Source organism: Shewanella sp. DW31 (assembly GCF_015767295.1).
Classification (GTDB): domain Bacteria; phylum Pseudomonadota; class Gammaproteobacteria; order Enterobacterales; family Shewanellaceae; genus Shewanella; species Shewanella oncorhynchi.
This window is the reverse complement of record NZ_JADWMP020000006.1, coordinates 25,347-51,162: the sequence shown is the minus strand read 5'-3', so window position 1 is coordinate 51,162 and position 25,816 is coordinate 25,347. Positions and strand designations below refer to the sequence as shown.

The following is a 25,816-nucleotide window of genomic DNA, read 5'->3' as shown; positions in this document are numbered from 1 at the left end:
CATTAAAATAATCCCTGTTGCTGTGCATAATGAAACAATTCACTGTCACTTTTTAAACCGAGTTTTTGCATCGCATTGGTTTTTTGGGTACTTATGGTTTTTACACTGCGGTGTAAATAGCTGGCAACTTGAGTCACTGACATGCCGTTTGCCAGTAAACGTACCACTTCTATTTCTTTCAGTGAAAGTTCAACTGGGATGGTATATTGATTAATACCTTGTTCATTTAATAATTCACGGACAGTTTCGCCAATGTAAACAGAACCTAATAATACTTTTTTAACTGTTTTCTCTAATTCGGCAATGACTGATTTTTTTAATAATAAGCCTTGTATTCCAATCTGTAACAGCGCTTGTAATACACCTAAATTATGTACTTGGGTCAATACTATTATGGGTAAATTTGGATATTTTCGTCTTAGCTGTTTAATCATGGCCATACCATCGACATTGTCATCATTAGGCATACTAAAGTCTGTGATCAATAAGTCACATTCATGTTGTTCTAATGTACGCCATAATTCGGAAACATTATTTGCTTCAGCAACAATGTCACAACTTGGCTGCATTTCAGCCATCAAACTACGCACGCCAGTGAGTATAATAGGGTGATCGTCGGCAAGGATGATCTTAAAAGCCATATATAACTCCTCGTGATAATGTGAACTTATGGATGCCTTATCTATACTACTTGGCATCGGTGTTTTTTTCGAGACTTAATACACTTTGGTCATAGAGATGAGTGCTACTCAAAAAATGCGTTACCAACTTCTTTGCATCTTCAGTTGCTTATCCCTGCTATGCATGACTTTTATCACACATGCCGAACAGCCCAAAACCACAACAATTAGAGTAGGCGTACTCGCCAATGGCTGGGGACCTTTTCAACAAATTAATGACCAGATAACAACGGGATTTAGTGTCGAACTCATACAACTACTCGCCAAAAATCTTAATTACCAAATTGACTGGAAGGTTTATCCCAATTGGATGAGCCTCTATTCTGCTGGCTGCAATGGGGAAGTCGATGTCTTGCTTGACGCTTTTCGTACTGTTGAACGTACTCAATGCCTTATGTTTAGCCGCTCATACTACACCTCCCCTACTGTTGTCGTTATTCGTTACGACAGCCGATTTTTTCGCGATGTGAGTGAATTTGGCCAAGCTCGGATCGCCGTTGAAAAAGGATTCTCGACTGAGAAATTAGTCAAACTGCATTATCCAACCGTAACAGAAGTAACATTTTCTAATACAGAACAAGCACTTTCCTCCGTCATTGATAAAACGACCGATGCCTATATCGGTAATCTTCATGTTGCTAACCAATACATTAGTGCACACCCTGAACTTCTTATCGTTGCCCAAGCCCCCCTGATGATGGAAAACTTACATTTAGGGATCACGAAGAACAATAGCCTGCTTGTAACACAACTCGATAACGCCTTAATGGCTCTGAGTGTAGAAGAGCGCAATGCTCTCGAAGTGACTTGGCTGGGTATGGGTGATCTTCATTTTTTAGGCCACAGTAATTTTCTACTTAGACCCAATGAACGCGAATGGCTGGCAGGTTTACCTTCACTCAGAGTCGGATTTGTAAGTCATTGGATGCCATTCTCTTCGGTTAACAATAAAGGCATCTTGGTTGGTTTACTTGCTGATTATCTTGAGCAATTTAGAGAAAAACTAGGGCTAGATTATGCGGCACAAAAAACCAGAACGTGGGATGAAATCCAAAGCGCACTCGTTAACCATGAGATTGATCTCGCCATTATTCCAACGCGATTAAAAGCACGATATCCAAACTGGCACATGAGCGAAGTGTTTACGTCTTTCCCTATTGTTATAGCCACTGCCCGCAACAGTCCGCGAATAGCGGGGCTGTCAGAACTGAACTTTCAACGTGTGGTCATCACAGATAATCTACTGCTGCCAAGCATTAAAAAAGCCTACCCGAATATCGATGTTGTAGTTTCAGCCAATCCCGACGAGGGCCTGACCTTAGTCGCAAAGGGCAAAGCAGCGGCTTACATAGGTAATTTGGCCGTTGTGACCATGCTTATCGACGACAAATTTGACGATGAATTACGAGTAGCGGCACCAACGCCTTATAAAGATGAACTCGCGGTTGCCGTTCGTGAACCTTATTGGCCACTTATCCCATTAATTAACCGTGTTTTCTCCAGTATGAGTGAGAAAGAAAAACAGCAGATCCGCAATACTTGGCTAGCCGTAAATTACAGCGAAGGCATCTCTTGGCACACCTTACTCAAAACACTACTGCCGATTGCGATAGGGTTACTACTTTTCATTGGCGGCTTAACCATAGCCTATTTAAAACTCAGGCAAGAAATCAATAAACGGCGCATCGTCGAAAATGCTCTAGCCATCGCAAAAGAAAACGCCGAGCAAGCCACTAAAAGAAAAGCTGAATTTCTCGCAGCCATGAGCCATGAGATCCGCACGCCCATGAATGGACTCGTGGGTATGGCAGAGCAACTCAGCTTTACCCCTCTTGGCATAGAACAAAAACAAATGGTGCAAATCATTAGTAATGGCGCGGAAGAAATCCTCCAAATCATTAATAATATTCTCGATTTTTCTAAAATAGACATGGGAAAAATGCGTCTAGAATCGACACCAATACTATTGCGTGAAGTTCTCGATAGTACGCTTAATATGGTCATGAATGATTTACGCACTAAAGGCTTAAGCCTCTACTTACACGTTGACCAAGGCGTAGCAGCACGGGTAACAGGAGACAGTCTTCGCATAAAGCAAATCCTATTCAACTGGGTAAATAACGCCATTAAATTCACTGAACGCGGGTTTATTGAAGTCTCAGTCAAGCTTGAAGCCGAACAAGAAGGTCAACAATTACTACTCATTGGCGTACAAGATACGGGTATCGGCATGAACACTGAGACTCAAGCGCGAATATTCAATATTTTTGAGCAAGCTGACGTCTCGACAACACGTAGCTATGGTGGTGCAGGTTTGGGCCTTGCCATTAGCCATACACTCGCCGAAATGATGGGCGGCGACATCATCCTGAATAGCGCCCCTCATTTAGGCACATTTATTGGTTTACGCATTCGCTTACCTGTGGTGGCTCAGAATGAATTTGATGAGCAATTACAGGGATTAAAAGCATATATCGCCATCGGCGATATAAAACTACGTCACACTTTATCTTGGCATTTAGCTTCATTAGGCATTGTATTAACAGAGAATAAAGCCAATGCAGACCTGTTGTTTACTGATAATGCTTCGGATGATCGGCAACACATACTCTGCACTCACTTTAATGAAGCACTGGGTTATAGATATCAAAATGAGCAATGTTTATTGAATGCAAATCCCTTAACATCGCAAGCTGTGAAGGATGTTTGTTACATCAACATGGGGTGGATTGATACTATCGTCTCAACCCCGCAAAGGGATATTCAATTTAAGTTTAACTGGCCAGAATGCAAAATATTATTAGTTGAAGATCATCAACTTAATCAGATATTGGTGCAGCGACAGCTGAAACAGTTACGCCTAACATGTGATATTGCAGATAACGGTGCCCAAGCGCTCGCCCTCATGCAAAAGACTCAATATGACTTAGTGTTATGCGATTGCCGCATGCCAGTGATGGATGGCTACACTTTTTGCCAACAAGTGAGATCGCAGGAAATCGAGGGGCAACATATTCCCATCATCGCACTCACGGCCAACGTGCTAAATGAGCAAAAACAAAAGTGCATGGCAGTTGGGATGGATGACTTACTGGCAAAACCACTGCACTTAGATGAGTTGTATGAAATGCTTTTGAAATGGCTACCCTCTGCAAAACCAGCACTTATCGATATAAAAATTTTAGAGGATGCCTTTGGTCGGGAAGAGACATTAAGCAAAATGCTATTAATGTTTAAAACTGAGCTCGAAATCTCACTTCAGGATATTCAACTTAAAGCACCTCAACTTGCGGATAAGATCCATAGATGTGCGGGAACTATCAGTATGTTAGGGCTCACATCAATAGCAGAGCACGCTTGGATACTCGAAGAAAAAATGAGGCAACAGGGAAATAATAATGCTGAAGCGGAATTAGCTCAATTTCAAACAACAATAGCCCAATTGATAAGTGAGCTAGACACGATAATGCGAAATCGCACCTAATATGGTGGCAGGTTTACTCAAAGTTATCATGGTGGACTAAGGGCTAAGCTATTCCAAAATATGAATTTGTTCGGATTTGAGTGCCACCGTAGTTTGCATCCCCTTAGTAAGAGCAAGCTTTTGGGCAAAATGCAGCGAGACTTCAGTGTTAAGTTGTAATGAGGTGCCAGTGACGTAGCAGATGAGCCGAACGGATTCGCCCATCACCAACATAGCGTCGATCGTGACATCTAATTTATTAAAACTGCGGCATAAACGCCCTTTGGATATCGAATTAAAACGAATACCTTGATTGGGGATAACCCAACGGACTCGACTTCCCACAGGGCGATCTTTGCCATAGTCGCAGGCAATAAGCTGCTCGCCAAATTTAAGCCAAGTGAGATTTTTAGTGCAGTCTTGAAATACCACTTCACCATCAAAAATATTTCTTAGCCCCATCTGCCTAGCCACAGCTTCATTTCGTGGTCGCGACAATACCTCGAAAGGTGCACCTTGCTGTAGCATCTTGCCTTGGCTGATCAAAATCATCGAATCAGCCAGCAGTAAGGCTTCATTTAAGTCGTGGGTGACCATAATCACTGGGCAGAGTAACAGCTCTTTGAGGCGCGCAAGCTCAAGGTATAATCGCTCACGGGTTTCCCTGTCCACCGCAGAAAAAGGCTCATCCAGCAACAAAACCGACGGTTCACGGGCAAGCGCTCTGGCAAGCGCAACGCGCTGGCGCTGGCCGCCCGATAAATGCGCCGGTAATCTATCGGGTAATCCCTGTAGATTGACCCGTTCGAGCCAATCTTTCGCGCGCGGTATGCGCTCCGATTTGGGGATATGGTCAAGTCCAGCGACTACGTTTTCTAAGGCAGTGAGATTCGGAAATAAGCCAAAATGCTGCGGCATATAACCGATATGGCGTTGCTGCGGGCTTAAGGCGATACGCGCTTTATCATCAAACCAAGGCCGATCGCCAAAGTGGATTTGTCCCGTATCGGGATGATTTAACCCAGCGATCATCCGTAGCAGCGTGGTTTTTCCACCGCCAGACGGCCCTACCACAGCAAGTACTTCACCCGCTTTACAGCGAAAATCGGCGTTGAGTTTAATGTGTTTATGATTTTGGATCTGACACTGCAGATCAGCGATGATTTGCGCCACGCTGACCTCCTAAACGCCGCGATAGACTGGTTGTTAGTGCTAACGCCGTCACGGCAAACAGCAATAAGACTAATGACATAGTGCCAGCGGCATTAAAATCGAATGATTGCACACTGTCATAAATTGCAATCGAAATCGTCTTAGTCTCGCCAGCAATATTACCTCCCATCATCAGCACAACGCCAAACTCCCCAAGCACATGGGAGAAGCACAGAACTAATGCCGTTAGCACACCCGGCCACACCATAGGCAATTCAATTTTAAGTAGAATTTTAAGTCGACTCATACCGCAACAAGCCGCTGCGTCGCGAACATCATTAGGTACAGTTTCAAAGGCGCGTTGTATCGGCTGCACTGCGAAGGGAATATTGACTAAAACGGAGGCGATAACCAGACCAGAAAAGTGAAACACGAGTTGCTGACCCATGACTTGCTCAATCCATTGTCCGAGCCAACTTTGACTGCCAAGCCCCACCAGCAAGTAATAACCAATCACAGTCGGCGGTAATACTAAGGGCACCATGATCAGCGCCTCGACCCAAGATTTGCCGACAAATTGACGATAGGCTAATGCTCGTCCAGCCAAAATAGCTAAAGGAATCAACACTAAAACTGTGATGCCACTCAGCTTGACCGATAACCAAAGTGCCTGCCAATCCATCATGGTTGCTCTGGCAATGCAAAACCATAATCGGCCAAAACACGACGAGCACTATCAGCTCTTAAATAATCGTAAAAATGCTGAGCTGTTTCACCCGCCTTGGCCATTAATGCCATACGCTGAAACAGTGGACTATGCATTTTTGCTGGCACTATGGCGTAATCACTATGTTTGGCAAAAGTAGGAGACATAGCTAAAGAGAGCGCAATAATCCCGCCCTGGGTTGAACCACTAATCGCAAACTGCCCTGCTTGGGACACATTTTCCCCAAGGATCAATTTAGGTTGAATCGCATCCCACAACTGCACAAACTGCAATGCTTCTTTGGCCTTTTCGCCATAGGGAGCGTGATCAGGATTAGCAATAGCAAAACGGGTAATTTTTCCTGCAGCGAGTGCTTCGGCTAGCCCCTTAAGTTCAGGATCAACGGACAAACGACCTGTTTTAGGTACAACAATAGCGAGTTGCCCTTGGGCATAAAGCACGCCAGCATCGCGGGCAACGCCAGCACTATGCAATTGCTGAATATATTTTTCATCCGCAGATAAAAATAATTCATAGGGCGCACCATTTTGGATTTGAGTAGCAAAATTGCCCGATGACCCATAGGATATTTTTACTTTTAGCCCAGTTTCATTGGTAAATTTTTGGCTAATATCATCGAGGGCAAAACGTAAATCAGAGGCAGCGGCAATTGCGGGAATCGCTGTATTATCCGCCGCGCGACTCGTCGATGGCACGACCGCCAAGCACCAGAGTAATGCAAAAACACAGGTATGAAAGAAACGGGTCAAACTCTGCATTGGGTCACCTTAGTGCAATATTCGCGCGGGTCTTAAACTGGCAAGCTGCGTTGCGACTACGAGTATCTCTGTCACGCGACTAGTCTTTGTGTTGCCATAGCTTAGCCGCTTGTTCATCGGCATCTTTCGCTTCAACCCAACTTTTACCTTGCTCGCCCGCTTCTAATTTCCAGAATGGCGCTTTGGTTTTTAAAAAGTCGATTAAGAATTCACAAGCAGCAAAAGCGGCCTTGCGATGGGCGCTGGTTACGCCGATAAACACAATCTGCTCACCCAGAGCCATAGTACCGACACGGTGAATAACCGTCACTTTATTGAGCGGCCAGCGGCTACGCGCCTCGGCAACGATTTGTTCTAACACGGCTTCGGTCATACCCGGATAGTGCTCTAAGGTTAAATCTGTCACCACGGCACCATCGTTAAAATCACGCACTTTGCCGACAAAAGTGACTACGGCACCATCGCTATCATCTTGAGCTAGCTGGCGATATTCGTCAGAAACACTAAAATCGACCTCTTGCACTCGAACTGCAGGTAATAAACGCATATTAACCTCCTGTAACCGGTGGGAAAAAGGCGACTTCATCACCATCGTTTACAGGTGTATCCCATTGGCTAATGGTCTGATTTACCGCCACCAGCAATTTGTCAGAGGTTAATACTTTAGCCCATTTGTCGTCGGTTGCCGCCAGCGTTGCCCGTAATGCTTCGGCAGTTTGTGTCTGCTCGCTCGCCTCTAGGCTTAATTTAGCTGTGCCCAACAATTCTCGAACTTGAGCAAAAAACAACACGTTAATCATAGTCTTCTCTCGTTTTTGATCTGCTAAACCTTAAAATGTCCCGACTTGCCGCCACGCTTTTCCAACAGACGGACTTGGGAGATCACCATATCTTTTTGCACGGCCTTGCACATGTCATAGATAGTTAACGCCGCCACTGAAGCTGCTGTTAACGCTTCCATCTCTACGCCCGTTTTGCCGGATAACTTGCACAGGCTAGTAATACGCACGCGGTTATGTTCAGGTTGTGCCTCTAAATCGACTTCAACTTTCGTTAGCATCAGCGGATGGCAGAGAGGGATAAGATCTGAGGTTTTTTTCGCAGCTTGAATGCCCGCAATACGCGCGGTCGCAAACACATCACCCTTGTGGTGGCTACCACTCATGATCATCTCGAGTGTCGTGCTCGCCATCTCGATAAAAGCTTCTGCACGGGCTTCGCGCTCGGTAACGGCTTTTTCAGTTACATCGACCATATGGGCATTGCCATCGGCATTAATATGAGTAAATACATTGCTCATTGGAGCGATCCTTTAATTGAGGTCAAAACAGGGTACAAGGGAAATTGAGCTTATACTCGCGCTAAATTGGCTATGGCAACAGACCTAAAATCAGGTCTAGCCGCCAATAGAGGCAAGATGCTGAGTGACACCTGTGATGCCTTGATGCAAGTAATGGGTTTCTTTCTTCTGGGCTAATTGACCGTGCAGACGCTCAATTAATTCCGCTTGCTGGTTAGAATGCTGTAGCAGATCACGTAAATCGACACCGGATTCCGTAAAGAGGCACAAGTGCAATTTACCCTTAGCAGATACCCGTAAACGGTTACAGGTAGCACAAAAATTATTGGCATAGGGCATGATCAAGCCGATACGGCCCTGATAATCGCTGCGGCTGAAATTTTGGGCTGGACCATCGGAGGCACTTGGCGTATCTAATTGCCAGCCATCTGCCAGTAACTGTGCTTTGATGTCGGCGCCCGCTAGGTGATGGGCTTCAAAATACTCACGACCAAGACCCGTTTCCATCAGCTCGATAAAACGCAGGTCGATTGGCGTGTGTTTAATCCAGTGTAAAAAACGTGGCAAATCTTTATCGTTTAAGCCTTTAAGCAGTACGGCGTTGATTTTTACTCGCTCGAAACCTGCTGACAAGGCGGCATCAATCCCCCGCATCACTTCATCAAACTTATTTTCGCCGGTGATCTGGTAAAACATTTTGGGATCTAAACTATCCACGGACACATTGATACGACGTAAGCCAGCATCGAACCATTCTTTGGCATGCTTTTCGAGTCGATATCCATTAGTGGTCGTCGCAATAGTATGAATGCGCGGGTTATCAGCGACGACACGAATGATGTCGGTAAAGTCTTTACGCAGGGTAGGTTCACCGCCTGTAATGCGGATTTTTTGGGTGCCGACTTGGCTAAATGCGGAGACTAAGTTTTCTATCTCATTGAGAGATAAGAATTTTGGTTTACCTTCAGGATGATAACCATCAGGGAGGCAGTAACTGCATTTGAAGTTACAAACGTCAGTGACTGACATCCGTAAATAGTGAAATTTTCGACCAAAGCTGTCTTGTAATTGAGACATGATCACCTTTCCAAGTGTGGGAGGTGAGAGCATTTCTTATCCCACCCCGGTGGCATTATTACCACGGCTACACCTCCATATCTTTCGACTTAGGCAGGCAAGCTCGGAGAACCGTCGTCGGTGATTATAGGCCGAAAGTACTCACTAGCTATACCCCTAAACAGGTATTTATTAACCTAGATCACGCTAGCGTGAATAATCTGTGACAGTCCTCACCTAAAGATTTGTATTGAATTAGACTAAACAGCAGCGTAATCCACTGTGACCTTATCTTATTTTCAGGTAAGGTGGTGCAAGCAATAAAACGCCCGTTTACAAACTACAACACTCGATAAAAATCGGGGAAACGTGAAGGAAGAGGTGAACTGATGGAACGCGAATCAATGGAATTCGATGTTGTTATCGTCGGTGCTGGTCCAGCTGGCTTGGCCACGGCATGTCGATTAATGCAAATATCACAGGATTCAGGTAAAGAAATTACCGTCTGTGTGGTAGAAAAAGGCTCAGAAGTGGGCGCGCATATTCTGTCAGGCGCAGTGTTCGAGACAAAAGTGCTAGACGAGCTATTCAGCGACTGGCGCGAAAAAGATGCCCCAATAAAAACCGCTGTCACCCACGACGAAATCTACCTACTCAGCTCAGCCACCGACGGCAGAGTCATGCCTAATGCTTTTGTGCCAAAAACCATGCACAACGACGGCAATTTTATTATCAGCGTCGGTAATCTGTCCCGCTGGCTTGCCAATCGCGCAGAAGAACTCGGTGTCGAAATATTCCCCGGCTTTGCCGCCAGTGAACTGCTATTTAACGCCGATAACAGCGTTAAAGGTATTTTGATTGGTGATATGGGAGTGGGTGCCGATGGCGAACCCAAAGACAGCTTTATGCCAGGCATGGAGTTGCACGCTAAATATACCGTTTTCTCCGAAGGTTGCCGCGGCCACTTAGGCAAGCAACTTATCGAAAAATACCATTTAGATAATGGTAAAACACCACAGCATTACGGTTTAGGCTTCAAAGAAATTTGGAAAGTCCCCGCCGAGCAACACGAACAAGGCAAAGTCGTTCACACAGGTGGCTGGCCATTAACCGAGGGCGCATCGGGTGGCGGCTTCCTTTATCACATGGAAGATAATCAAATTGCGGTCGGCCTTATTATTGATTTGAACTACAAAAATCCGCATCTGAGCCCATTTGACGAATTCCAGCGCTATAAAACCCACCCTGTGATTGCTAAGTATTTAACGGGTGGCGAACGCCTTAGTTATGGCGCCCGCGCGATTACTAAAGGCGGCTTAAACTCGCTACCTAAGATGAGTTTTCCTGGCGGTCTTATCATAGGCTGCAACGCGGGTACGTTGAACTTTGCGAAAATCAAAGGCACTCACACTGCGATGAAGAGCGGAATTGTTGCAGCAGAAACCTTAGGTAAAGCCATGATGGCTGGGGTTGAAGGCGGTAAAGATCTCGACTGTTACCAAACCCACCTTGAAGAAAGCTGGCTATACGAAGAATTGCATAAATCCCGCAACTTTGGTCCAGCGATGCACAAATTTGGTACCTATTTAGGCGGCGCATTCAACTATATAGATCAAAACTGGTTTGGCGGAAAGTTCCCTATCACACTGCGTGATGAGCACCCAGACTATGCGCAAATGGCACCTGTGAGCGCTTACAGCAAGATTGATTATCCAAAACCCGATGGCAAGCTTAGCTTCGATAAACTGTCCTCAGTGTATCTATCGAGCACTTATCATGAGGAAGATCAGCCCTGCCATTTACGTCTCAAGGACAGCAGCATTCCACTGGGCATTAACTTGACTCAGTTTAATGAGCCAGCACAGCGTTACTGCCCAGCAGGCGTGTATGAAATCGTCGAAGAGGCGGGTCAACCCAAGTTTGTAATCAATGCGCAAAACTGCATTCATTGCAAAACCTGCGACATTAAAGATCCGAGCCAAAACATCACTTGGGTTACACCGGAAGGCGGTGGTGGTCCAAACTACCCCAATATGTAACATTTGGATGATAAATGTAAATAATGGCGCTCAATGGAGCGCCTTTTTTTTCACCTTTTACACGAATAGTTCACTTTTTTTGCTTGCCCTTACTCGCGACATTGGCCACAATTGCCACACAAAAAAGAGTTCGTTTTCAATCACCATCTCATTTCCATCTATACTCTACATAATTAGATCTACAGCAAGACCAACAGGTTAGGCCAAATAAGTGTTCTATACGCTGTTTTATTCGGCAACCGGCCTAGACTAAGGTTAACTTTTAACATTTCTGTCCGATAATCTTTTACCGTACAAGAGTGCGTTGACCGATAACTCAAAATAGTCCAACACAGGCATATTGATATTTATGATATTTAATAACCTCACCATTAAGCAGAAAATTCTGTTAACAGTGACATTTGCAGTACTGTTGTCGACCATACTCGTCGGCGTATTAAGCCAACGTAGCGCGAAAAATGTCGTACAACAAAGGATGTTAGGTTCGGAATTACCGAGCTTAATGATGCAAATTCGCAATAAGATCGATCTCGACATTTCCACTTTAATGAATGCTGCAGAGCAATTGGCCAGTAGCCGCATGTTACTGCAATGGCTCGAAGACGGTAGACCACAGGCCCAAGAACCCCAAGTCGTAGCCCAACTCAAAGACATCACTCGTCAGTATAAGCTAGCGCAAGCTTCCTACGCAGATAGACAAACTGCCGCCTACTACACTCAGGATGGTTTTCTGCGCGTGCTCACTCCTGCGCAGGATGGCTGGTTTTTTGGTTACCGAGACAGTGGCCAAGAACGTATGTTGAACGTATTTACTGAGGCCAACGGCGAAGTCAAACTCTTCATCAACTACCAACAACCCAATGGTCGTGGCTTAGTTGGGCTTGCTAAATCACTCGATGACATGGTGCGTTTGCTGAGCTCGTTTAAGATTGAAGAAACCGGTTTAGTCTACTTAGTGGATGCTAAAGGTGAGGTAAAACTCCACCCCGATACGAGTCAAATTGGTAAGAGCAGCCTAAGCAACTTATACAAGGATGCGAGTTCAAGCTCATTATTAAACCGCAGTGATTTCAATCTGATCAATACCAAAATCAATGGCGAAAACATGCTGGTTGCCAGTAGTTATATCGCATCTATGGATTGGTACTTAGTCGCACAGGTGCCAGAGGCCGAAGTATTCGCACTATTAACCGAAGCGGCTTATCAGATCTTAATCTGGACGCTAATCATTGCAGCGGGCTTTATTGTACTCGCCATCGTGGTGGCAGGTTCTGTGAGTCGTCCTATTGCCCAAGTTGCCGCCATGTTCCACGACATAGGCGAAGGTGAAGGTGACTTACGCCAACGCTTACCTGTTAATGGTGAAGATGAAATTGCGCAACTCGCCAAGGGATTTAACAGCTTTATCAGCAAGATCCAAGATTCGGTCATCGAAGTGGCACAAACCAGCGAACAGCTCGGTTTCTCGGCTAAGGATGTGTCGAATCAGGCACAGCAAACCTTAGAAGACAGCCATGAGCAGAAAGATCGCACTATGATGGTGGTAACGGCCATTAATGAAATGGGCGCGACGGTTAACGAAATTGCCAGTAATGCCGCCCAAGCTGCGGTTGCCGCCAGAGATGCAGATACTGAAGCCAGCAGCGGGCAAGTTGTGGTAACCCGTGCCCGCGATACCATTAACCAATTGTCAAAAGACGTTGGCCAAGTGGGTGAAGTGATTGAGTCCCTCGCGACCCACACTAAATCTATCGGTGGTATTTTAGATGTGATCCGCGCTATCTCTGAGCAGACTAACTTGTTAGCCCTCAACGCGGCCATTGAAGCAGCACGTGCCGGCGAAGCTGGACGCGGATTTGCTGTCGTGGCCGATGAAGTGCGTAACTTAGCCTCACGCACAGCAGCATCGACCAATGAAGTGCAAGGCATGATCGACAAGCTGCAATCGGAAGCCAGCCGCGCGGTTAATGCGATGGCCCAGAGTCGTACCCGCTCCCACGAAGGCGTTGTGGCCGTCGATGAAGCCAGCAAATCGTTAATTGGCATTAGCGATCGCATTGGTCTTATCAGCGACATGAACATCCAAGTTGCTGCGGCAACGGAAGAACAATCCACAGTGGTGGAGGACATAAACCGTAACGTCACTGAAATCAATGACATTACTCAACGTACTGCCAATACTGCCCAAGCGGCGGCACAGGCGAGTTTAGCCTTGAATCAACTGTCACACCGCTTAGATACCTTAGTGGCCAAGTTTAAGGTGTAAAACCTTAAAACTTACGCCATAAAAAACGCCTTAGATGTTTCCATCTAAGGCGTTTTTCTTTAACTCGCAGAGGCAATTAATCCATAGCAATAAATTTAATCGTTAATGGATAGCGATACACTTTACCTTCGCTGGCCTTAATAATCGCCAGCACAGTGCACACCAAATCGAATATGCCGAGTATGGCTAAAAAGATGAAACCTATTCCGACCAAAGCTAATACGCCACTGATGATCACATAAATCAACAGGCTCAATTTAAAGTTCAAGCAACTACGGCCACATTGATCAACAAATGCGGACTCTTCACGCTTCATCAGCCAAATGATCAAAGGACCAAGAATAGAGCCCAACGGCACTAAGTATCCAATAAAACTTGAGGCGTATACCAGTAAGCCAAAATCTTTATCACTTTTTGTAACGGGTTCAATCATAGGTCATCCCTGTTTTATCATTTTGAATATAAAGCCTTATTTTCCACTCGGCCCATATAAACGCATTTGCCAATCTTCTACTGTCTGTAATGCTAAGCGGCGTTGTAGGCTATTAACCCAACTCAGCGCTAATCCCTCGCAGGAAGCTAAACGATCATAGGCACTGGCATTAAACGTTGGCGAGAAATAGAGTGACATGGCCTCGGCAACACTGATATCAGTACGACGCTCAACTAATTCAATCCTATCGTTTAACTGAATAATCCCTGGGGTTAAGATTCTATAAAACCAACCACATAATTGGCTTTGCTGCATGGCGAGGGCGAATTCTCTGTGACCAAATTGCAGATTCAATTTAAAACAAGGTGAACGCGGCTGAGTCACTTGCACTTTTACTGCGCCAATTTGCAAGATATCGCCAATATTGACTTGAGTTTCGTTCAGTCCAACTGTGCTAATGTTCTCTCCCATGCTGGGCGCATCTTCGAGCTGGGTGATTAAGTCCCAACGACGATATTGGCCGTAGTGCTCGCGGGGGAAATGATGTAGCACGCGATCAAGGCCGCCATGGTGTTTTGGATCGGCCTGCGCGTCCCCTTCAACATGGTCGATATGCACTAACAGTTGTTGAGCCGCTTGCTTACCATCAATCCCCGTAGCAACACCGGACATTTCTTGAAGATGAGTTCCTAAGTACAATCCAGACAATTTATTAATCAACAACTTTGACATCTGCAACTCCAAATCAATGACCTATCGCGCATTACTGTCAGAGTGTAAACCGCGATACGCCAATAACACAATCAACCCGCGCCATAACCCACAAAGGTAGGCTAAACATTGCTGCCAAGAAGAACCGAGTAGAGTCTATGAATGATTTAACACCACTTGATTTCGGCCCGCTTCTTTTGCCTGATACAAGGCCAGATCGGCACGTTTGATAAGGTCCTCTGCGGGCTCTTGCACTTGATGCTCAGCAACACCAATACTGGCAGTAATAGAAATGTGTAATCCATTCACTTTAATTTCCCGCTGGGAAATGAGGTCACGGATCTGTTCTGCCAGTTCTGCCGCTCGGGATAAATCCATCTCAGGGAGTAAAATTAAAAATTCTTCACCGCCCCAGCGACATAAAATATCCTGTTGTTGTAGTAAGCCACGCAGCATATTAGTCATGGTTTTTAATACTAAGTCACCAATCCCATGCCCATAACTGTCGTTCACTTTTTTAAAGTGGTCGATATCCAACAAGAGTATTGAAATCGGCGATTGTGTCTGCTTAGCTTTATCTAACGCCTGCCTAAAGTACTCATCAAACACCTGACGGTTAGCGGCGCCAGTGAGCTTATCAGTAGACGCCATAATTTCTAGTTTGCGCTGATAACGACCTAAGGTCATGTTTGAGATTAATAAAATACCTAGAGTCACCATTAGGCTTAACGCCAAATTACCCCAAAACGTATTTAACAGTTCCCGCTCTTGTGGCGCATCCTCCTGCTCAACAATTAAATACCACTTAAACTCAGGAACTAAGCGACTATTGAGATAAACCGTTTTCCCATTTTTCTGATAGCTGAAGGCGGCACTTGGGCTGGTTAAAATACGCGTAGCCAAATTATCAAGCCCTACGTTCGTTTGCAGCGAATCCGTACCGTCATATTGATCGCCATGCAAAGTGACATTACCTTGCCGGTCGGTAAAGAACACTCGGCGGTTATAACGCTTTTGATATAACTCAATTAAGGCTTTAACCTTTTCAACCGCCAACCCCACACCGGTAACACCAATGAATTTTCCTTCAAAATCAAAAACTTTATAGTTAACAAATACGGTTGTCTTACTGCGGTCTGCCGTATCGGCATCAATATTGACCTCATAATGTTCAGATTCAGGTAAAGAACGCACTCGAAAATACCAAGCATCGTCAGGCTCTACATCTTGGATTTGTTTTAAAATGCCCGTGGAATGGTAATAATTTCGACTTTTCTCAGACACAAAAAAGCTAGTGACAGTACCGTATTTTTCTTGAATTTCCTTAAGGTAACGAATGAGTTTTTCGGGCTCTTGCTCATGACTTAAGGTCCAATCCCGAACAAAGGTATCCTGCGCCATCAAGGATGAAATAAAGATGGGTCGTAACAAATCCTGTTGAATTTCTGAATAAATATTGTCACTTGTGAGCGGTAAGGTATTGCTCTCTATTTGTTGGCTCAGTGAATCATGGGCCACTTTGTAACTGATACCGCTGGTCACTAAAAAGGCGACCAAAAGCAAAACAGACAGAAGCCAAATAAATTTATTTTTATCATTCCAAGCGTTATTGCCCATTCTCAACTCCAAAGACTACAGAACACCTTGAGTGGCTTATTATTTTAATTTAACGATAACTATTTTAGTTGAATAAATGTTAACGCAATTGCGCCATGGCCGCACAAGATTTCTGTCGTATTAGCGTTCTACGATGGAATAACTTTATTTTGAGCAAAAAAATGCCTCGTTGGGGAAACGAGGCAAAAACATACTAACCAATAAATGGGAGAAAAGTACAAGAAAACGTTAAGGGACAAGCTATGCGCCACAAGACATACTCTAGCAAGAACGTATGACAGAAAGATGACTCAAACTGCTCGCCCGCAGATTTATCATGCGATTTGCTTCGCCTCTAAATACTGTTTTAGTGCCTCACCCGGAATAGAACTATCAGTTGCCACCGCAAATGCCGCCCAAATCGCCCCTTCTGCCATGGCCTCAGTAATCGACTGGCCGATGCAGAGACTGTGGATCAACCCTGCCGCATAGGCATCACCCGCGCCTGTGGTATCAACAACTGTGGCAGGGATAGCGGCAACATGCTGCACTTGATCGTGCGTGTAAACCTTAGCCCCATTGATACCATCGGTGACAATAAAGTAACGCAGACAATCGCCACCAATGCTTTTGCCATATTCCCAAGATGCGCCATCACAACGCCCCTGAATATCACTCATGGAGGCCAATAAAATATGACAAGGTCTCAGTCTGTCGTCCTTGGCTAATTGCGCGACCACAAGACAATGTTCTAAAGCTGTTTTTGCCCAGCTGACAGAGCCTTCAGCGGAAGTATTAAAATACAACGCGTCCCATTGCTGCCATTTCGGTGGTACAGATAATTCAAATATGGGTCTTTGTGGCCGAATAATAGTGCGCTCGCCGTCTGGCGTCATTACAAGCAGCATTTCGCATGTATTACCGGCGCGGCGCTGCACTAAACGACAATCGAGCCCTTGAGTACTGGCTTCTGCAATGAGCCAATCCCCCATATCATCACGGCCCACTTGGCTCACCAGCGCGACACTATGCCCTGCCCAGACTAAACCTAATCCGGTATTTGCTCCACCGCCGCCGAGCCTTTGGCCGCCATCTTGATAATGGAAACGTCCACCCGTTTTTAAAGGTTTATCAAGCAGTAAGATCCGATCACAGTTGAGATTGGCAACTAACAGAATATTAGCCATTACACGGCTCCAAAGGGCAAAAAAGCATCAAGGCCAGAAGATAAAAACAAAGAAATATCAATCTAGAGCAAAATGCTCACAGGCACAATCCAATCATCAAGATAGAAACACTATAAGGATATGGCAGCGCCTTGATGTAAGCATTTGTCCCGAAGAAGACGAGGAAAAAAGTTATACACCCATACGGTATAACACAGCTGTTAACTCTAACACTTTGTTTAAAATCGATTTATAGAAAAGATAACGTCTCAGGACAAAATGAAGCGTAACCATTTTGAAGCCGACTCGATTAATTATCAGTAGACATAGTTAAAATGCATGCTGGATACATATATTAAATTTATGAATGGAATCAAACGCTATGCTAATGGAAATATGGGATACCGCCGAAGAAAAATCTGAGCAGCTACGCCGTTATCAGCTCTGTATAGAAGAATTTAATGAATTGAATTTTCACGATGTTTATATTGCAGAAATCAAACAAGAATACCAACAACTTGCTGAACAAGTAAAAGTGCAGTCAACCTCGGATCCCGAGCGCTAACTGCACTTTGCCATCTAGTTACTCACGATAAACCTTCAATTACTTTATTGGCGTCAATGGTGATAAAGACGCAAATTGTACTGTTAATGTCCAATCTGTAATGACCATATCTGAAGGCTGCCAACTGTCATCAACCCACTCATAAACCAAGCCAGGGTTTTCCTCTGCGTTGACTAACAAACGCCGTCCATCTTGCAACACAAGCGTATAATCGAGCCCCTGCGCATCGACACTTTCAATGTCCCCCAAGACATTGTGCTTAATGGCCGAAATAGTTCCGGTTGCCTTAACGGCATCGTTTTCCTTTGCACCGCTGTAAAACTTTAACGCCTCGTTTGCGGCAGTCTTGTGAAAAACAAACTCCTCAGTCACACCCACTACGATCGACGGATCAAGCTCATACCAGGCGGGTATCCATAATGCGTTAATTGTCATCCCGTTATATCCTGCATAATAATTTTACGGACGGGATCATTCTGCCTTAACCCCGACAGAGAAAATACTCTTCAGGGATAAAATAATTTTAATCCCTGTAAGGGATAGCATCACTTTCTTTGTAAGATAATCCCAAACCAGAGGGTCATACCTGAGATGCTTTAAGCTCCAGCACTGATGTTGGACCCAATTGGTCTTTCTGTTAGTTTGTAAAACACTTTGCCTCAAACCGACACATTAAGCTGACAAAGTGATCCTGAGCTCAGTAATCGCGTATAGAGTCACACACGATAGATTAATCTTCCCATGCTTGCACCGCAGGCCGATAAATACGGAGTTTACTTGTCTATGGATAAGCCCATAACGCAACCCCCTCAAACCCTTAAGCTCATTGGTGAAACTGAGGCCGGAAAGCGTCAAGAGCTTAAGCAATACTTTAATCAGACATGGGCTTTATACGAATCTCTGTATGATTTGATCCAAGAAGATAGCGCCTATTACCTCAAAGCCGAGCGGCTGCGCCATCCGTTAATCTTTTACTTTGGCCATACGGCCACTTTCTATATCAACAAACTCAAACTCGGTAAATTTCTCGATGAACGGGTAAACGACAACTTCGAATCCATGTTCGCCATTGGTGTCGATGAGATGTCTTGGGATGATTTGAACGAACAACATTATCCGTGGCCGGATGTGGCAGAGGTGCGAAGCTATCGCCAACAAGTTAGTGCTGTCGTCAATCGTGTTATCGATGAAATGCCTCTAGCGTTACCTATCACTCAAAATAGCCCAGCTTGGATAATTTTGATGGGCATTGAACATGAGCGTATTCATTTAGAAACCTCATCGGTGATCATCCGCCAACTGCCGCTGGAATATGTCGCGCCCAACCACCTCTGGCCTGCGTGCCAAGACACCGCCCCTGCCGAGACTAACAGTTTATTGGCTGTAAAAGGGCAAAAGGTGACCTTAGGCAAAACAGAACAAGACCAAACCTACGGTTGGGACAATGAGTACGGCCATAAAATATTTAACGTTAACGACTTTAAGGCTGCTAAATTCTTAGTCTCGAATCAAGAATATCTCGCATTCGTCGAGGCTGGCGGCTATCGCTCACCCCAATTTTGGAATGAAGAAGGCCAAGCTTGGCTTGCCTATACCCAAGCACAAATGCCGCGTTTTTGGCGCTTAAGACAAGATAAATGGTGGCAACGTAACTTAGTGGAAGAAATTCCGCTGCCATTAAACTGGCCTGTTGAAGTGAATCAGCTCGAAGCTAAGGCCTTCTGTAATTGGAAAGCCGAACAAAAGCAAAGCAATATACGTCTATTAACTGAAGCTGAGTGGTACATCTTACGTGAGAATGTGCCCGCCGATGCGCCCGATTGGCATGAAGTACCGGGCAATATTGCTTTGGCTTATTACGCCTCTTCTTGCCCAGTGAATCGCTTCGAACATAATGGCTTTTTCGATATTGTCGGTAATGTTTGGCAATGGACAGAAACCGCAATCGACGGTTTTGACGGTTTCGCCGTACACCCACTTTACGATGATTTCTCCACCCCAACCTTCGATGGCAAACATAATCTCATCAAAGGCGGCTCGTGGATCTCTACGGGTAATGAGGCAATTGCTTCATCACGCTATGCGTTTCGTCGACATTTTTATCAACACGCGGGCTTTCGCTATGTGGAATCCACCCAAAATCCAGCTCAAATGGCCGAGGTCAATGTGTACGAAACGGATGAACTGATTTCCCAATACCTTGAATTCCACTATGGCGCCGAATATTTCGGGGTTGCTAACTTCTGCGTCAATGGTGTGCAGCAAGCGCTGAGTGAAATTCAATTGACTCATACAGCTAAAGCCCTTGATATCGGCTGCTCCGTTGGTCGCGCGAGTTTCGAGCTGGCAAAAGTGTTTGATCATGTTGATGGTATCGACTTCTCGGCGCGCTTTATTCAACAGGCCTATGCGCTGACAGAACAAGGTGAAAAACGTTACACCATACGCACCGAAGGCGACTTACAGGAATTTAAGAGTGCGAGTCTCGCAAAACTGGGATATGAGCTTGAGGCGAAAAAGGTCAACTTTATGCAAGGTGATGCCTGTAATTTAAAGCCCATCTACACAGGTTATGATTTGGTTTATGCCTCAAATCTTATCGACAGGTTGAACGAGCCTAAACACTTTTTAACCAGTATTGCCCAGCGAATTAATCAAGGTGGATACCTTGTGATTGCCTCGCCATACACTTGGCTTGAAGATTATACGCCCAAGGATAAATGGTTAGGTGGCGTTAAAGTCAAAGGAGAGAACTTCACCACCTTAGATGGTTTGACCGAAACCTTGATCGGCCAATTTGAGCTGGTCGCAGTGAAGGAAATCCCCTTCGTGATCCGCGAGACTAAACGTAAATTCCAACATTCCATCTCAGAAATGACAATTTGGCGTAAACGTTAATGCTCACTTATGGGATAACCAACTGAAGTCCTGATAAAAATATCCGCCAGAAATCCATTTCTGGCGGATGTGTAACATCCAGCTCAGTCACATTTACAGCACCAACTAAGGTGAGAACACTGTAAATGCAGCGAAAAATATCTACACCTTAAACTGTGCCGTTGTTAAACCAAGCTGATTTGCTAACCCCAACAGACTCCGCGTACTCGCTGCCACTTGGCTGATAGCAGCACTATTTTCCTCCGCCGCCACGCTTAAGCCAGCAATCCCCTGCGCAATCGTCGCCGAAACCGTTGTTTGTTCTTCCGCAGCGGTTGCGGTTTGAATCATTAATGCCTTTAAGGTTTCTAAGCGCAAAGCAATATCATCCACCGCGGTCTGCATTCCATCCGCATCTTCTGCGGTTTTAGAGGCTTCAGTGGAACAAGTCACACTATGCAACGCCAGCACACCTGACTGTTGCTGAATACCTTTTAACACTTGCCCAATATCCTGAGTTGCTAATTGAACCTTCACCGCTAACTGACGCACCTCATCGGCAACCACAGCAAATCCACGACCATGCTCGCCAGCTCTCGCTGCTTCAATCGCCGCATTAAGAGACAAGAGATTAGTTTGTTCCGCAATCGCATTTATCACAGCTAATACTGAGCCGATTTTCTGACTATCCGCCTCAAGACTGCCCACCTGTTGATGAATCGTTGCAAAACTGCTCAAGGTCACTTTTAAGCTTTTACGAGTACTAGCCAAGTTTTGCGAAAGAATTTCACTCGAATGGGTACAAGCGGACACTTCATCGGAGGATCTCATCGTATTCGTGCTGATTTCAGCTGCGGCATAACTCATTTCTTCAACTGCAGTGGCCAACATATCGGTTTCTTTGGCCTGCATCTGAATACTGCAATCGGCTTGGGTCATGGCGGCAGAGTTTTGTTCGGCGGCAGATTCAAGTTCATGCCCAACGCCCACCAGCTGACTGATGATTTCTTTGAGCTTAGTTTGCATCCGCGCCAACCAACTCATCAGGTGATTATCCGTTTGAACATGCGGTAAATTATGAGTTAAATCGCCAGAGGCGATCATACTGGTCAAGTTACACATGTCCTCAGGCTCACCGCCGAGCGGCTTTAATACAAACCCTGTAACTAACTTAGCGGCAGCGAACGCCAACACTAAGGCTGCTGCACAAACAGATAAGCCGATAAACATCATACGGTAGGCGGGAGCTGCTATTTCACTCACATCAATTTCAGCCATCAAACCCCAACGTAAACCGAGCTCAACCACAGGAGAATAAGCGGATAAAACGGGATTATTTTTATAATCATTCACTTGCATCACACCCGATTTACCAGCCAGCGCCTCCTTTACCGCCAGCGTATCAACACCATTCTGAGCTACCGTTCCCGCAAACGAAGCCGTAACAGTGCGATTAATGGGGTCGAGAAAGGAATCAGAACGCATACGATTATTTGGGCCAATAAGATAAGTTTCACCACTTTGCCCCATACCCTCACGAATTTGCATAACTCTGTTGATGCGATCGATTGATACTTGAGCCGCCACCACCAATCTTTGCTGATTGAACTGAATCGACTGGCCAATAAATGCCGCAGGTTGACCATTTGAAGGCGCGTATGCGGAAAAATCTTGTAGTAATACTGTGCCCGCCGATCCCAATGCCTTATTGAATAACTGTGCTAATCCCGAATCATGGAAGGGTCCAGTACGCAAATTGGTGCCGAAATCAGACTCCTTCGCCACTGTATATAAAACGGTGCCATCGTCACTAATAATAAATAGGTCATAAAAACCGAGGGATTTATTTAATGACTGCAAGGTTTGATCTATGTCAGTAAGAGTATCGAGGCTTTTTTGGCTGGCAATTACGGCGCTGACGGCCTGCAGGTTATCGGAAAAGTCCTGAAACATACCAACAATCTGCCGTTGCTTGATCTCACGCACAGCTACTAAACGAGACTGAGCCTCGGCAAACAATTCATCCCGAGCAATGTAAGTCACTATTGCGGTGGCAAATATGAGGGGTAATAGGACAATCAATAAACTGATAAGCTGAATTTTACGAGTAAAACCCATGGTGAGACTCCTTGTCGCGCGTCGAATTCCATTCCTTCAATCTTTGCAGAATTAAACCTGCCTTAAAACTATAGGAGAAGAATCTCAGCTAAACAAAGCGGTGCCGACTATTTTCATCAAAAGTTCACTAAAATTCCGACAACTCATTATTTTTAAGTAGAAAAATGATTAATAACTTTAAATGACAGCCAAGCCATACCGACCATTTCAAACAAAATGATATAGTGGGAAATAAGCAATAAACCGAACGTTAGCATCAACTTATATTGAATGCGCACATCCATGCGACAAATGATGCATTGAAATTTATTAAATATGCATATAAATTCATCTCAAGACAATTTATAGAGGATTAATAATGAGTTTACTCGAGCAAGTGTCAGTATCTAAAAAAGCCAACATCTACTTTGATGGCAAAGTGGCTAGCCGTAGCGTATTTTTTGCCGATGGCAGCAAGCAGACCTTAGGTGTTGTATTACCAGGGGAATATGAGTTCTCAACCTCCCAAGGCGAAATAATGGAAGTCACCAGTGGCCGTTTTGAGGTGTTGTTACCGGAGAGCTCTGTATGGCAGGAGTTTAGAGAAGGCACTCAATTTGAGCTGGCTGCAAATGTTAGCTTTAAAATTCGTAACACAGCCATTGCCGAATATTGCTGTAGCTATCTCTAGTCATCTCGATTAAGTGACAGTGCGATTAATATTTCATATCAATCGTTAATCGAACGCTCACAGTGACGGTTTATCTCAGCACTGTGAGTATGTTGTCCTACCGAACCATTTCACCATCTGCATGCCTTATCCATCTGACATTTATCAATTTGGCAATTTTATTAACCTGACTCAATGCAGCGTAAAACTCACAATGCAAAGCATACTAAATCGAATGTGTTGAGATCGTCGATAAAAACAACACTAGACGACCGGTCTAATTTAATTTATCCTAACCCACATGAAAATTGAAACTCAATCCACTCGCCAGCACATTCTCGACATCGGCTACAAGCTGATCGTACGCAAAGGCTTCTCCAGCGTCGGCTTATCCCTACTGCTGCAGGCGGCCGAAGTGCCAAAAGGCTCGTTTTATCACTACTTCAAATCCAAAGAACAATTTGGCGAAGCGCTTATTACTGATTATTTTGAAAAATATCAATTAGATTTAGACGCATTATTCAATGACTCAACACTGACAGGCCATCAACGCTTGATGCAATACTGGCAACAATGGTTGCACGTACAAGCCGATGGCTGCGTAGATCAAAAGTGTCTAGTCGTTAAGCTCAGCGCCGAAGTGGCCGATTTATCGGAAGCTATGCGTGTTGCCTTACTTAAAGGTTCCGCCGGCATCATAGAGAGGTTAACGACTTGTGTTCAAGTGGGCATAACCGATAGATCAATCGCCGAGCAAGATCCGCAATCGACCGCAGAAATGTTGTATCACATGTGGTTAGGCGCCAGCTTAATGAACAAGTTGGGCCACAGCCCTGCGGCACTCGAACGTGCACTCGTAACGACTGAATCCATTTTAACGCCTAAAACGGCCCTTTAACCTAATACCGACTCAAAACTAATATTTGCTGATATCGATCAGCCCAGATTTTTAAAGAATACATTTTCACGCCCCAAAATTAGACGACTGGTCTACTAATTTAACGGGCGATTAATTAATGCAGCTCAATTAACGCTGCTCATTTAAAGTAATAATAGGAATAACATCATCCATGCTAAATTTTAACTATTACAACCCGACCCGCATCCGTTTTGGTAAAGACACTATCGCCGAAATTGATTCCCTAGTACCGAGCGATGCTAGAGTGATGATCCTCTTTGGCGGCAGCAGCGCCAGAAAAACAGGCACGTTAGACGAAGTAAAACACTCATTGGGCAATCGTTTCGTCGTCGAGTTCGATGGCATTGAGCCAAACCCAACCTATGAAACCTTAATGAAAGCCGTCGCCCAAGTGCGTGAGCAGAATATCGACTTCCTCCTCGCGGTTGGCGGTGGTTCGGTTATCGATGGCACTAAATTTGTGGCCGCTGCAGCGGTATTTGAAGGCGAACCTTGGGACATTCTCACTAGCTGGGGCGCCAATGTGACTCAAGCTATGCCTTTTGGCTCAGTCTTAACCTTACCTGCGACGGGTTCCGAAATGAACAACGCCAGCGTAGTGACCCGTAAATCACTACAGGCTAAACTGCCATTCCGTAATGATTTGGTTTATCCACAATTCTCCATACTCGATCCAACAAAAACTTTCACTCTGCCAGAGCGCCAAGTGGCCAACGGTGTTGTCGATGCTTTTGTACATATCACAGAGCAATACCTCACTTACCCAGTTAACGCCGCCGTGCAGGACAGATTTGCCGAAGGTCTTTTACAAACCTTGATTGAGCTTGGTCCACAAGTGCTAGTTCAACCCGAAGATTACGACATTCGCGCGAACTTAATGTGGGTTGCCACTATGGCACTCAACGGCACGATTGGCGTCGGTGTTCCTCACGACTGGGCAACCCATATGATTGGCCATGAACTAACTGCACTTTACGATATCGACCATGCGCGCACATTGGCAGTCGTACTGCCTGCTCTGTTGAAATGTACAAAAGAGGCTAAACGCGAAAAGCTACTCCAGTACGCCGACCGTGTGTGGCACATCAACACAGGTACAGATGACGAGCGTATCAACGCCGCTATCGCAAAAACCAAGGCTTTCTTCGAAGCCATGGGCATACCGACACATTTATCTGCCTATGATCTCGATGCCAGCCACGTTGATACCCTAGTGAAACAGCTTGAACTGCATGGCATGGTGGCACTCGGCGAACATGGCAATATTGACCCAGCCATGAGCCGTGACATTTTGACTTTAGCCCTCTAACGTCAAATGAAATAAACCCAAAGCTCACACAG

At 45.1% G+C, this 25,816-nt stretch carries 22 protein-coding genes and 1 riboswitch; of the genes, 8 read left to right on the top strand and 14 right to left on the bottom strand.

The window, feature by feature from the left end; translation table 11 throughout:
• Positions 1–2: 2 nt before the first annotated feature.
• A complete protein-coding gene (locus GWI56_RS06940; protein WP_168826430.1) occupies positions 3–641 on the bottom strand; it encodes a response regulator transcription factor in 639 nt (212 codons plus the stop codon).
• A 163-nt stretch (positions 642–804) separates the two neighbouring features.
• On the opposite strand from GWI56_RS06940, the gene GWI56_RS06935 reads away from it, so the two are divergent.
• On the top strand, positions 805–4,164 hold the full coding sequence (locus GWI56_RS06935) for a transporter substrate-binding domain-containing protein (protein ID WP_242068370.1): 3,360 nt from the start codon (positions 805–807) through the stop codon (positions 4,162–4,164).
• 48 nt (positions 4,165–4,212) lie between these two features.
• Here the strand turns inward: GWI56_RS06935 and GWI56_RS06930 are convergent, their stop codons facing one another.
• The 7 genes from GWI56_RS06930 to moaA form a co-directional block, all read right to left on the bottom strand.
• Positions 4,213–5,316, bottom strand: a complete 1,104-nt coding sequence (locus GWI56_RS06930) for an ABC transporter ATP-binding protein (protein WP_113941347.1) — start codon at positions 5,314–5,316, stop codon at positions 4,213–4,215.
• Entirely contained in the window at positions 5,297–5,977 is a 681-nt protein-coding gene (gene modB, locus GWI56_RS06925; RefSeq protein ID WP_105251087.1) for a molybdate ABC transporter permease subunit, read from the bottom strand. Before modB ends, GWI56_RS06930 begins: the two co-directional genes overlap by 20 nt.
• A complete protein-coding gene (gene modA / locus GWI56_RS06920) occupies positions 5,977–6,780 on the bottom strand; it encodes a molybdate ABC transporter substrate-binding protein (protein ID WP_198572495.1) in 804 nt (267 codons plus the stop codon). The genes modB and modA overlap by 1 nt, the downstream gene beginning before the upstream one ends.
• Before the next feature lie 79 nt (positions 6,781–6,859).
• On the bottom strand, positions 6,860–7,327 hold the full coding sequence (gene moaE / locus GWI56_RS06915) for a molybdopterin synthase catalytic subunit MoaE (RefSeq protein WP_198572494.1): 468 nt from the start codon (positions 7,325–7,327) through the stop codon (positions 6,860–6,862).
• Between the two features lies 1 nt (position 7,328).
• Positions 7,329–7,580, bottom strand: coding sequence for a molybdopterin synthase sulfur carrier subunit (gene moaD / locus GWI56_RS06910; RefSeq protein WP_006079756.1), 252 nt, complete (start codon positions 7,578–7,580; stop codon positions 7,329–7,331).
• A gap of 23 nt (positions 7,581–7,603) precedes the next feature.
• Positions 7,604–8,080 (bottom strand): cyclic pyranopterin monophosphate synthase MoaC, encoded by a 477-nt coding sequence (gene moaC / locus GWI56_RS06905; protein ID WP_006079755.1) that lies wholly within the window; start codon positions 8,078–8,080, stop codon positions 7,604–7,606.
• 96 nt (positions 8,081–8,176) lie between these two features.
• Positions 8,177–9,157, bottom strand: a complete 981-nt coding sequence (gene moaA / locus GWI56_RS06900; protein WP_105251082.1) for a GTP 3',8-cyclase MoaA — start codon at positions 9,155–9,157, stop codon at positions 8,177–8,179.
• A riboswitch (molybdenum cofactor riboswitch) is annotated at positions 9,145–9,278 on the bottom strand. (Overlaps the previous gene by 13 nt.)
• A 247-nt stretch (positions 9,279–9,525) precedes the next feature.
• Between moaA and GWI56_RS06895 the strand changes: the two genes are divergently transcribed.
• Positions 9,526–11,175 carry an electron transfer flavoprotein-ubiquinone oxidoreductase gene (locus GWI56_RS06895; RefSeq protein WP_105251081.1) on the top strand — a complete coding sequence of 550 codons (1,650 nt, stop codon included), beginning with the start codon at positions 9,526–9,528 and terminating at the stop codon, positions 11,173–11,175.
• Between the two features lie 349 nt (positions 11,176–11,524).
• Positions 11,525–13,441: a methyl-accepting chemotaxis protein gene (locus tag GWI56_RS06890; protein ID WP_168826417.1), complete on the top strand. Its 1,917-nt coding sequence runs from the start codon at positions 11,525–11,527 to the stop codon at positions 13,439–13,441.
• A gap of 76 nt (positions 13,442–13,517) precedes the next feature.
• Here the strand turns inward: GWI56_RS06890 and GWI56_RS06885 are convergent, their stop codons facing one another.
• From GWI56_RS06885 to GWI56_RS06870, 4 genes are all read right to left on the bottom strand, one after another.
• Complete coding sequence (locus GWI56_RS06885; RefSeq protein ID WP_105251079.1) at positions 13,518–13,874, bottom strand: DUF4870 domain-containing protein; 357 nt, start codon at positions 13,872–13,874, stop codon at positions 13,518–13,520.
• A gap of 36 nt (positions 13,875–13,910) precedes the next feature.
• A complete protein-coding gene (locus GWI56_RS06880; RefSeq protein WP_198572493.1) occupies positions 13,911–14,606 on the bottom strand; it encodes an MOSC domain-containing protein in 696 nt (231 codons plus the stop codon).
• A gap of 135 nt (positions 14,607–14,741) precedes the next feature.
• Positions 14,742–16,202, bottom strand: a complete 1,461-nt coding sequence (locus tag GWI56_RS06875) for a diguanylate cyclase (protein ID WP_198572492.1) — start codon at positions 16,200–16,202, stop codon at positions 14,742–14,744.
• A gap of 314 nt (positions 16,203–16,516) precedes the next feature.
• Complete coding sequence (locus GWI56_RS06870) at positions 16,517–17,368, bottom strand: PfkB family carbohydrate kinase (RefSeq protein ID WP_198572491.1); 852 nt, start codon at positions 17,366–17,368, stop codon at positions 16,517–16,519.
• 361 nt (positions 17,369–17,729) lie between these two features.
• Here GWI56_RS06870 and GWI56_RS06865 point away from each other — a divergent pair, with 361 nt between their 5' ends.
• Positions 17,730–17,912, top strand: coding sequence for a hypothetical protein (locus GWI56_RS06865; protein WP_105251075.1), 183 nt, complete (start codon positions 17,730–17,732; stop codon positions 17,910–17,912).
• Positions 17,913–17,951: 39 nt separating this feature from the next.
• On the opposite strand, the gene GWI56_RS06860 is transcribed toward GWI56_RS06865, so the two are convergent.
• A complete protein-coding gene (locus GWI56_RS06860) occupies positions 17,952–18,347 on the bottom strand; it encodes a hypothetical protein (RefSeq protein ID WP_198572490.1) in 396 nt (131 codons plus the stop codon).
• Positions 18,348–18,695: 348 nt separating this feature from the next.
• Here GWI56_RS06860 and ovoA point away from each other — a divergent pair, with 348 nt between their 5' ends.
• Positions 18,696–20,810, top strand: coding sequence for a 5-histidylcysteine sulfoxide synthase (gene ovoA / locus GWI56_RS06855; protein ID WP_198572489.1), 2,115 nt, complete (start codon positions 18,696–18,698; stop codon positions 20,808–20,810).
• Between the two features lie 141 nt (positions 20,811–20,951).
• Here the strand turns inward: ovoA and GWI56_RS06850 are convergent, their stop codons facing one another.
• The gene (locus tag GWI56_RS06850; RefSeq protein WP_198572488.1) at positions 20,952–22,907 is read right to left on the bottom strand and encodes a methyl-accepting chemotaxis protein; all 1,956 of its coding nucleotides are present in this window, start codon (positions 22,905–22,907) and stop codon (positions 20,952–20,954) included.
• A 358-nt stretch (positions 22,908–23,265) separates the two neighbouring features.
• Here GWI56_RS06850 and GWI56_RS06845 point away from each other — a divergent pair, with 358 nt between their 5' ends.
• The 3 genes from GWI56_RS06845 (at position 23,266) to GWI56_RS06835 (ending at position 25,784) form a co-directional block, all read left to right on the top strand.
• On the top strand, positions 23,266–23,577 hold the full coding sequence (locus GWI56_RS06845; protein WP_173242664.1) for a pyrimidine/purine nucleoside phosphorylase: 312 nt from the start codon (positions 23,266–23,268) through the stop codon (positions 23,575–23,577).
• 280 nt (positions 23,578–23,857) lie between these two features.
• A complete protein-coding gene (locus GWI56_RS06840; protein ID WP_168826407.1) occupies positions 23,858–24,454 on the top strand; it encodes a TetR/AcrR family transcriptional regulator in 597 nt (198 codons plus the stop codon).
• A 172-nt stretch (positions 24,455–24,626) separates the two neighbouring features.
• Positions 24,627–25,784: an iron-containing alcohol dehydrogenase gene (locus GWI56_RS06835; protein WP_198572487.1), complete on the top strand. Its 1,158-nt coding sequence runs from the start codon at positions 24,627–24,629 to the stop codon at positions 25,782–25,784.
• Positions 25,785–25,816 lie beyond the last annotated feature (32 nt).

Coding starts and splice junctions, on each gene's coding strand:
- GWI56_RS06880 (WP_198572493.1), bottom strand. CDS start 14,606: ATGTCAAAGTTGTTGATTAATAAATTGTCTGGATTGTACTTAGGAACT.
- GWI56_RS06865 (WP_105251075.1), top strand. CDS start 17,730: ATGCTAATGGAAATATGGGATACCGCCGAAGAAAAATCTGAGCAGCTA.
- GWI56_RS06895 (WP_105251081.1), top strand. CDS start 9,526: ATGGAACGCGAATCAATGGAATTCGATGTTGTTATCGTCGGTGCTGGT.
- GWI56_RS06835 (WP_198572487.1), top strand. CDS start 24,627: ATGCTAAATTTTAACTATTACAACCCGACCCGCATCCGTTTTGGTAAA.
- GWI56_RS06885 (WP_105251079.1), bottom strand. CDS start 13,874: ATGATTGAACCCGTTACAAAAAGTGATAAAGATTTTGGCTTACTGGTA.
- modA (WP_198572495.1), bottom strand. CDS start 6,780: ATGCAGAGTTTGACCCGTTTCTTTCATACCTGTGTTTTTGCATTACTC.
- GWI56_RS06860 (WP_198572490.1), bottom strand. CDS start 18,347: ATGACAATTAACGCATTATGGATACCCGCCTGGTATGAGCTTGATCCG.
- GWI56_RS06890 (WP_168826417.1), top strand. CDS start 11,525: ATGATATTTAATAACCTCACCATTAAGCAGAAAATTCTGTTAACAGTG.
- GWI56_RS06850 (WP_198572488.1), bottom strand. CDS start 22,907: ATGGGTTTTACTCGTAAAATTCAGCTTATCAGTTTATTGATTGTCCTA.
- GWI56_RS06840 (WP_168826407.1), top strand. CDS start 23,858: ATGAAAATTGAAACTCAATCCACTCGCCAGCACATTCTCGACATCGGC.
- GWI56_RS06870 (WP_198572491.1), bottom strand. CDS start 17,368: ATGGCTAATATTCTGTTAGTTGCCAATCTCAACTGTGATCGGATCTTA.
- moaA (WP_105251082.1), bottom strand. CDS start 9,157: ATGTCTCAATTACAAGACAGCTTTGGTCGAAAATTTCACTATTTACGG.
- moaD (WP_006079756.1), bottom strand. CDS start 7,580: ATGATTAACGTGTTGTTTTTTGCTCAAGTTCGAGAATTGTTGGGCACA.
- GWI56_RS06875 (WP_198572492.1), bottom strand. CDS start 16,202: ATGGGCAATAACGCTTGGAATGATAAAAATAAATTTATTTGGCTTCTG.
- moaC (WP_006079755.1), bottom strand. CDS start 8,080: ATGAGCAATGTATTTACTCATATTAATGCCGATGGCAATGCCCATATG.
- ovoA (WP_198572489.1), top strand. CDS start 18,696: ATGGATAAGCCCATAACGCAACCCCCTCAAACCCTTAAGCTCATTGGT.
- GWI56_RS06935 (WP_242068370.1), top strand. CDS start 805: ATGACTTTTATCACACATGCCGAACAGCCCAAAACCACAACAATTAGA.
- GWI56_RS06940 (WP_168826430.1), bottom strand. CDS start 641: ATGGCTTTTAAGATCATCCTTGCCGACGATCACCCTATTATACTCACT.
- modB (WP_105251087.1), bottom strand. CDS start 5,977: ATGGATTGGCAGGCACTTTGGTTATCGGTCAAGCTGAGTGGCATCACA.
- GWI56_RS06845 (WP_173242664.1), top strand. CDS start 23,266: ATGAGTTTACTCGAGCAAGTGTCAGTATCTAAAAAAGCCAACATCTAC.
- moaE (WP_198572494.1), bottom strand. CDS start 7,327: ATGCGTTTATTACCTGCAGTTCGAGTGCAAGAGGTCGATTTTAGTGTT.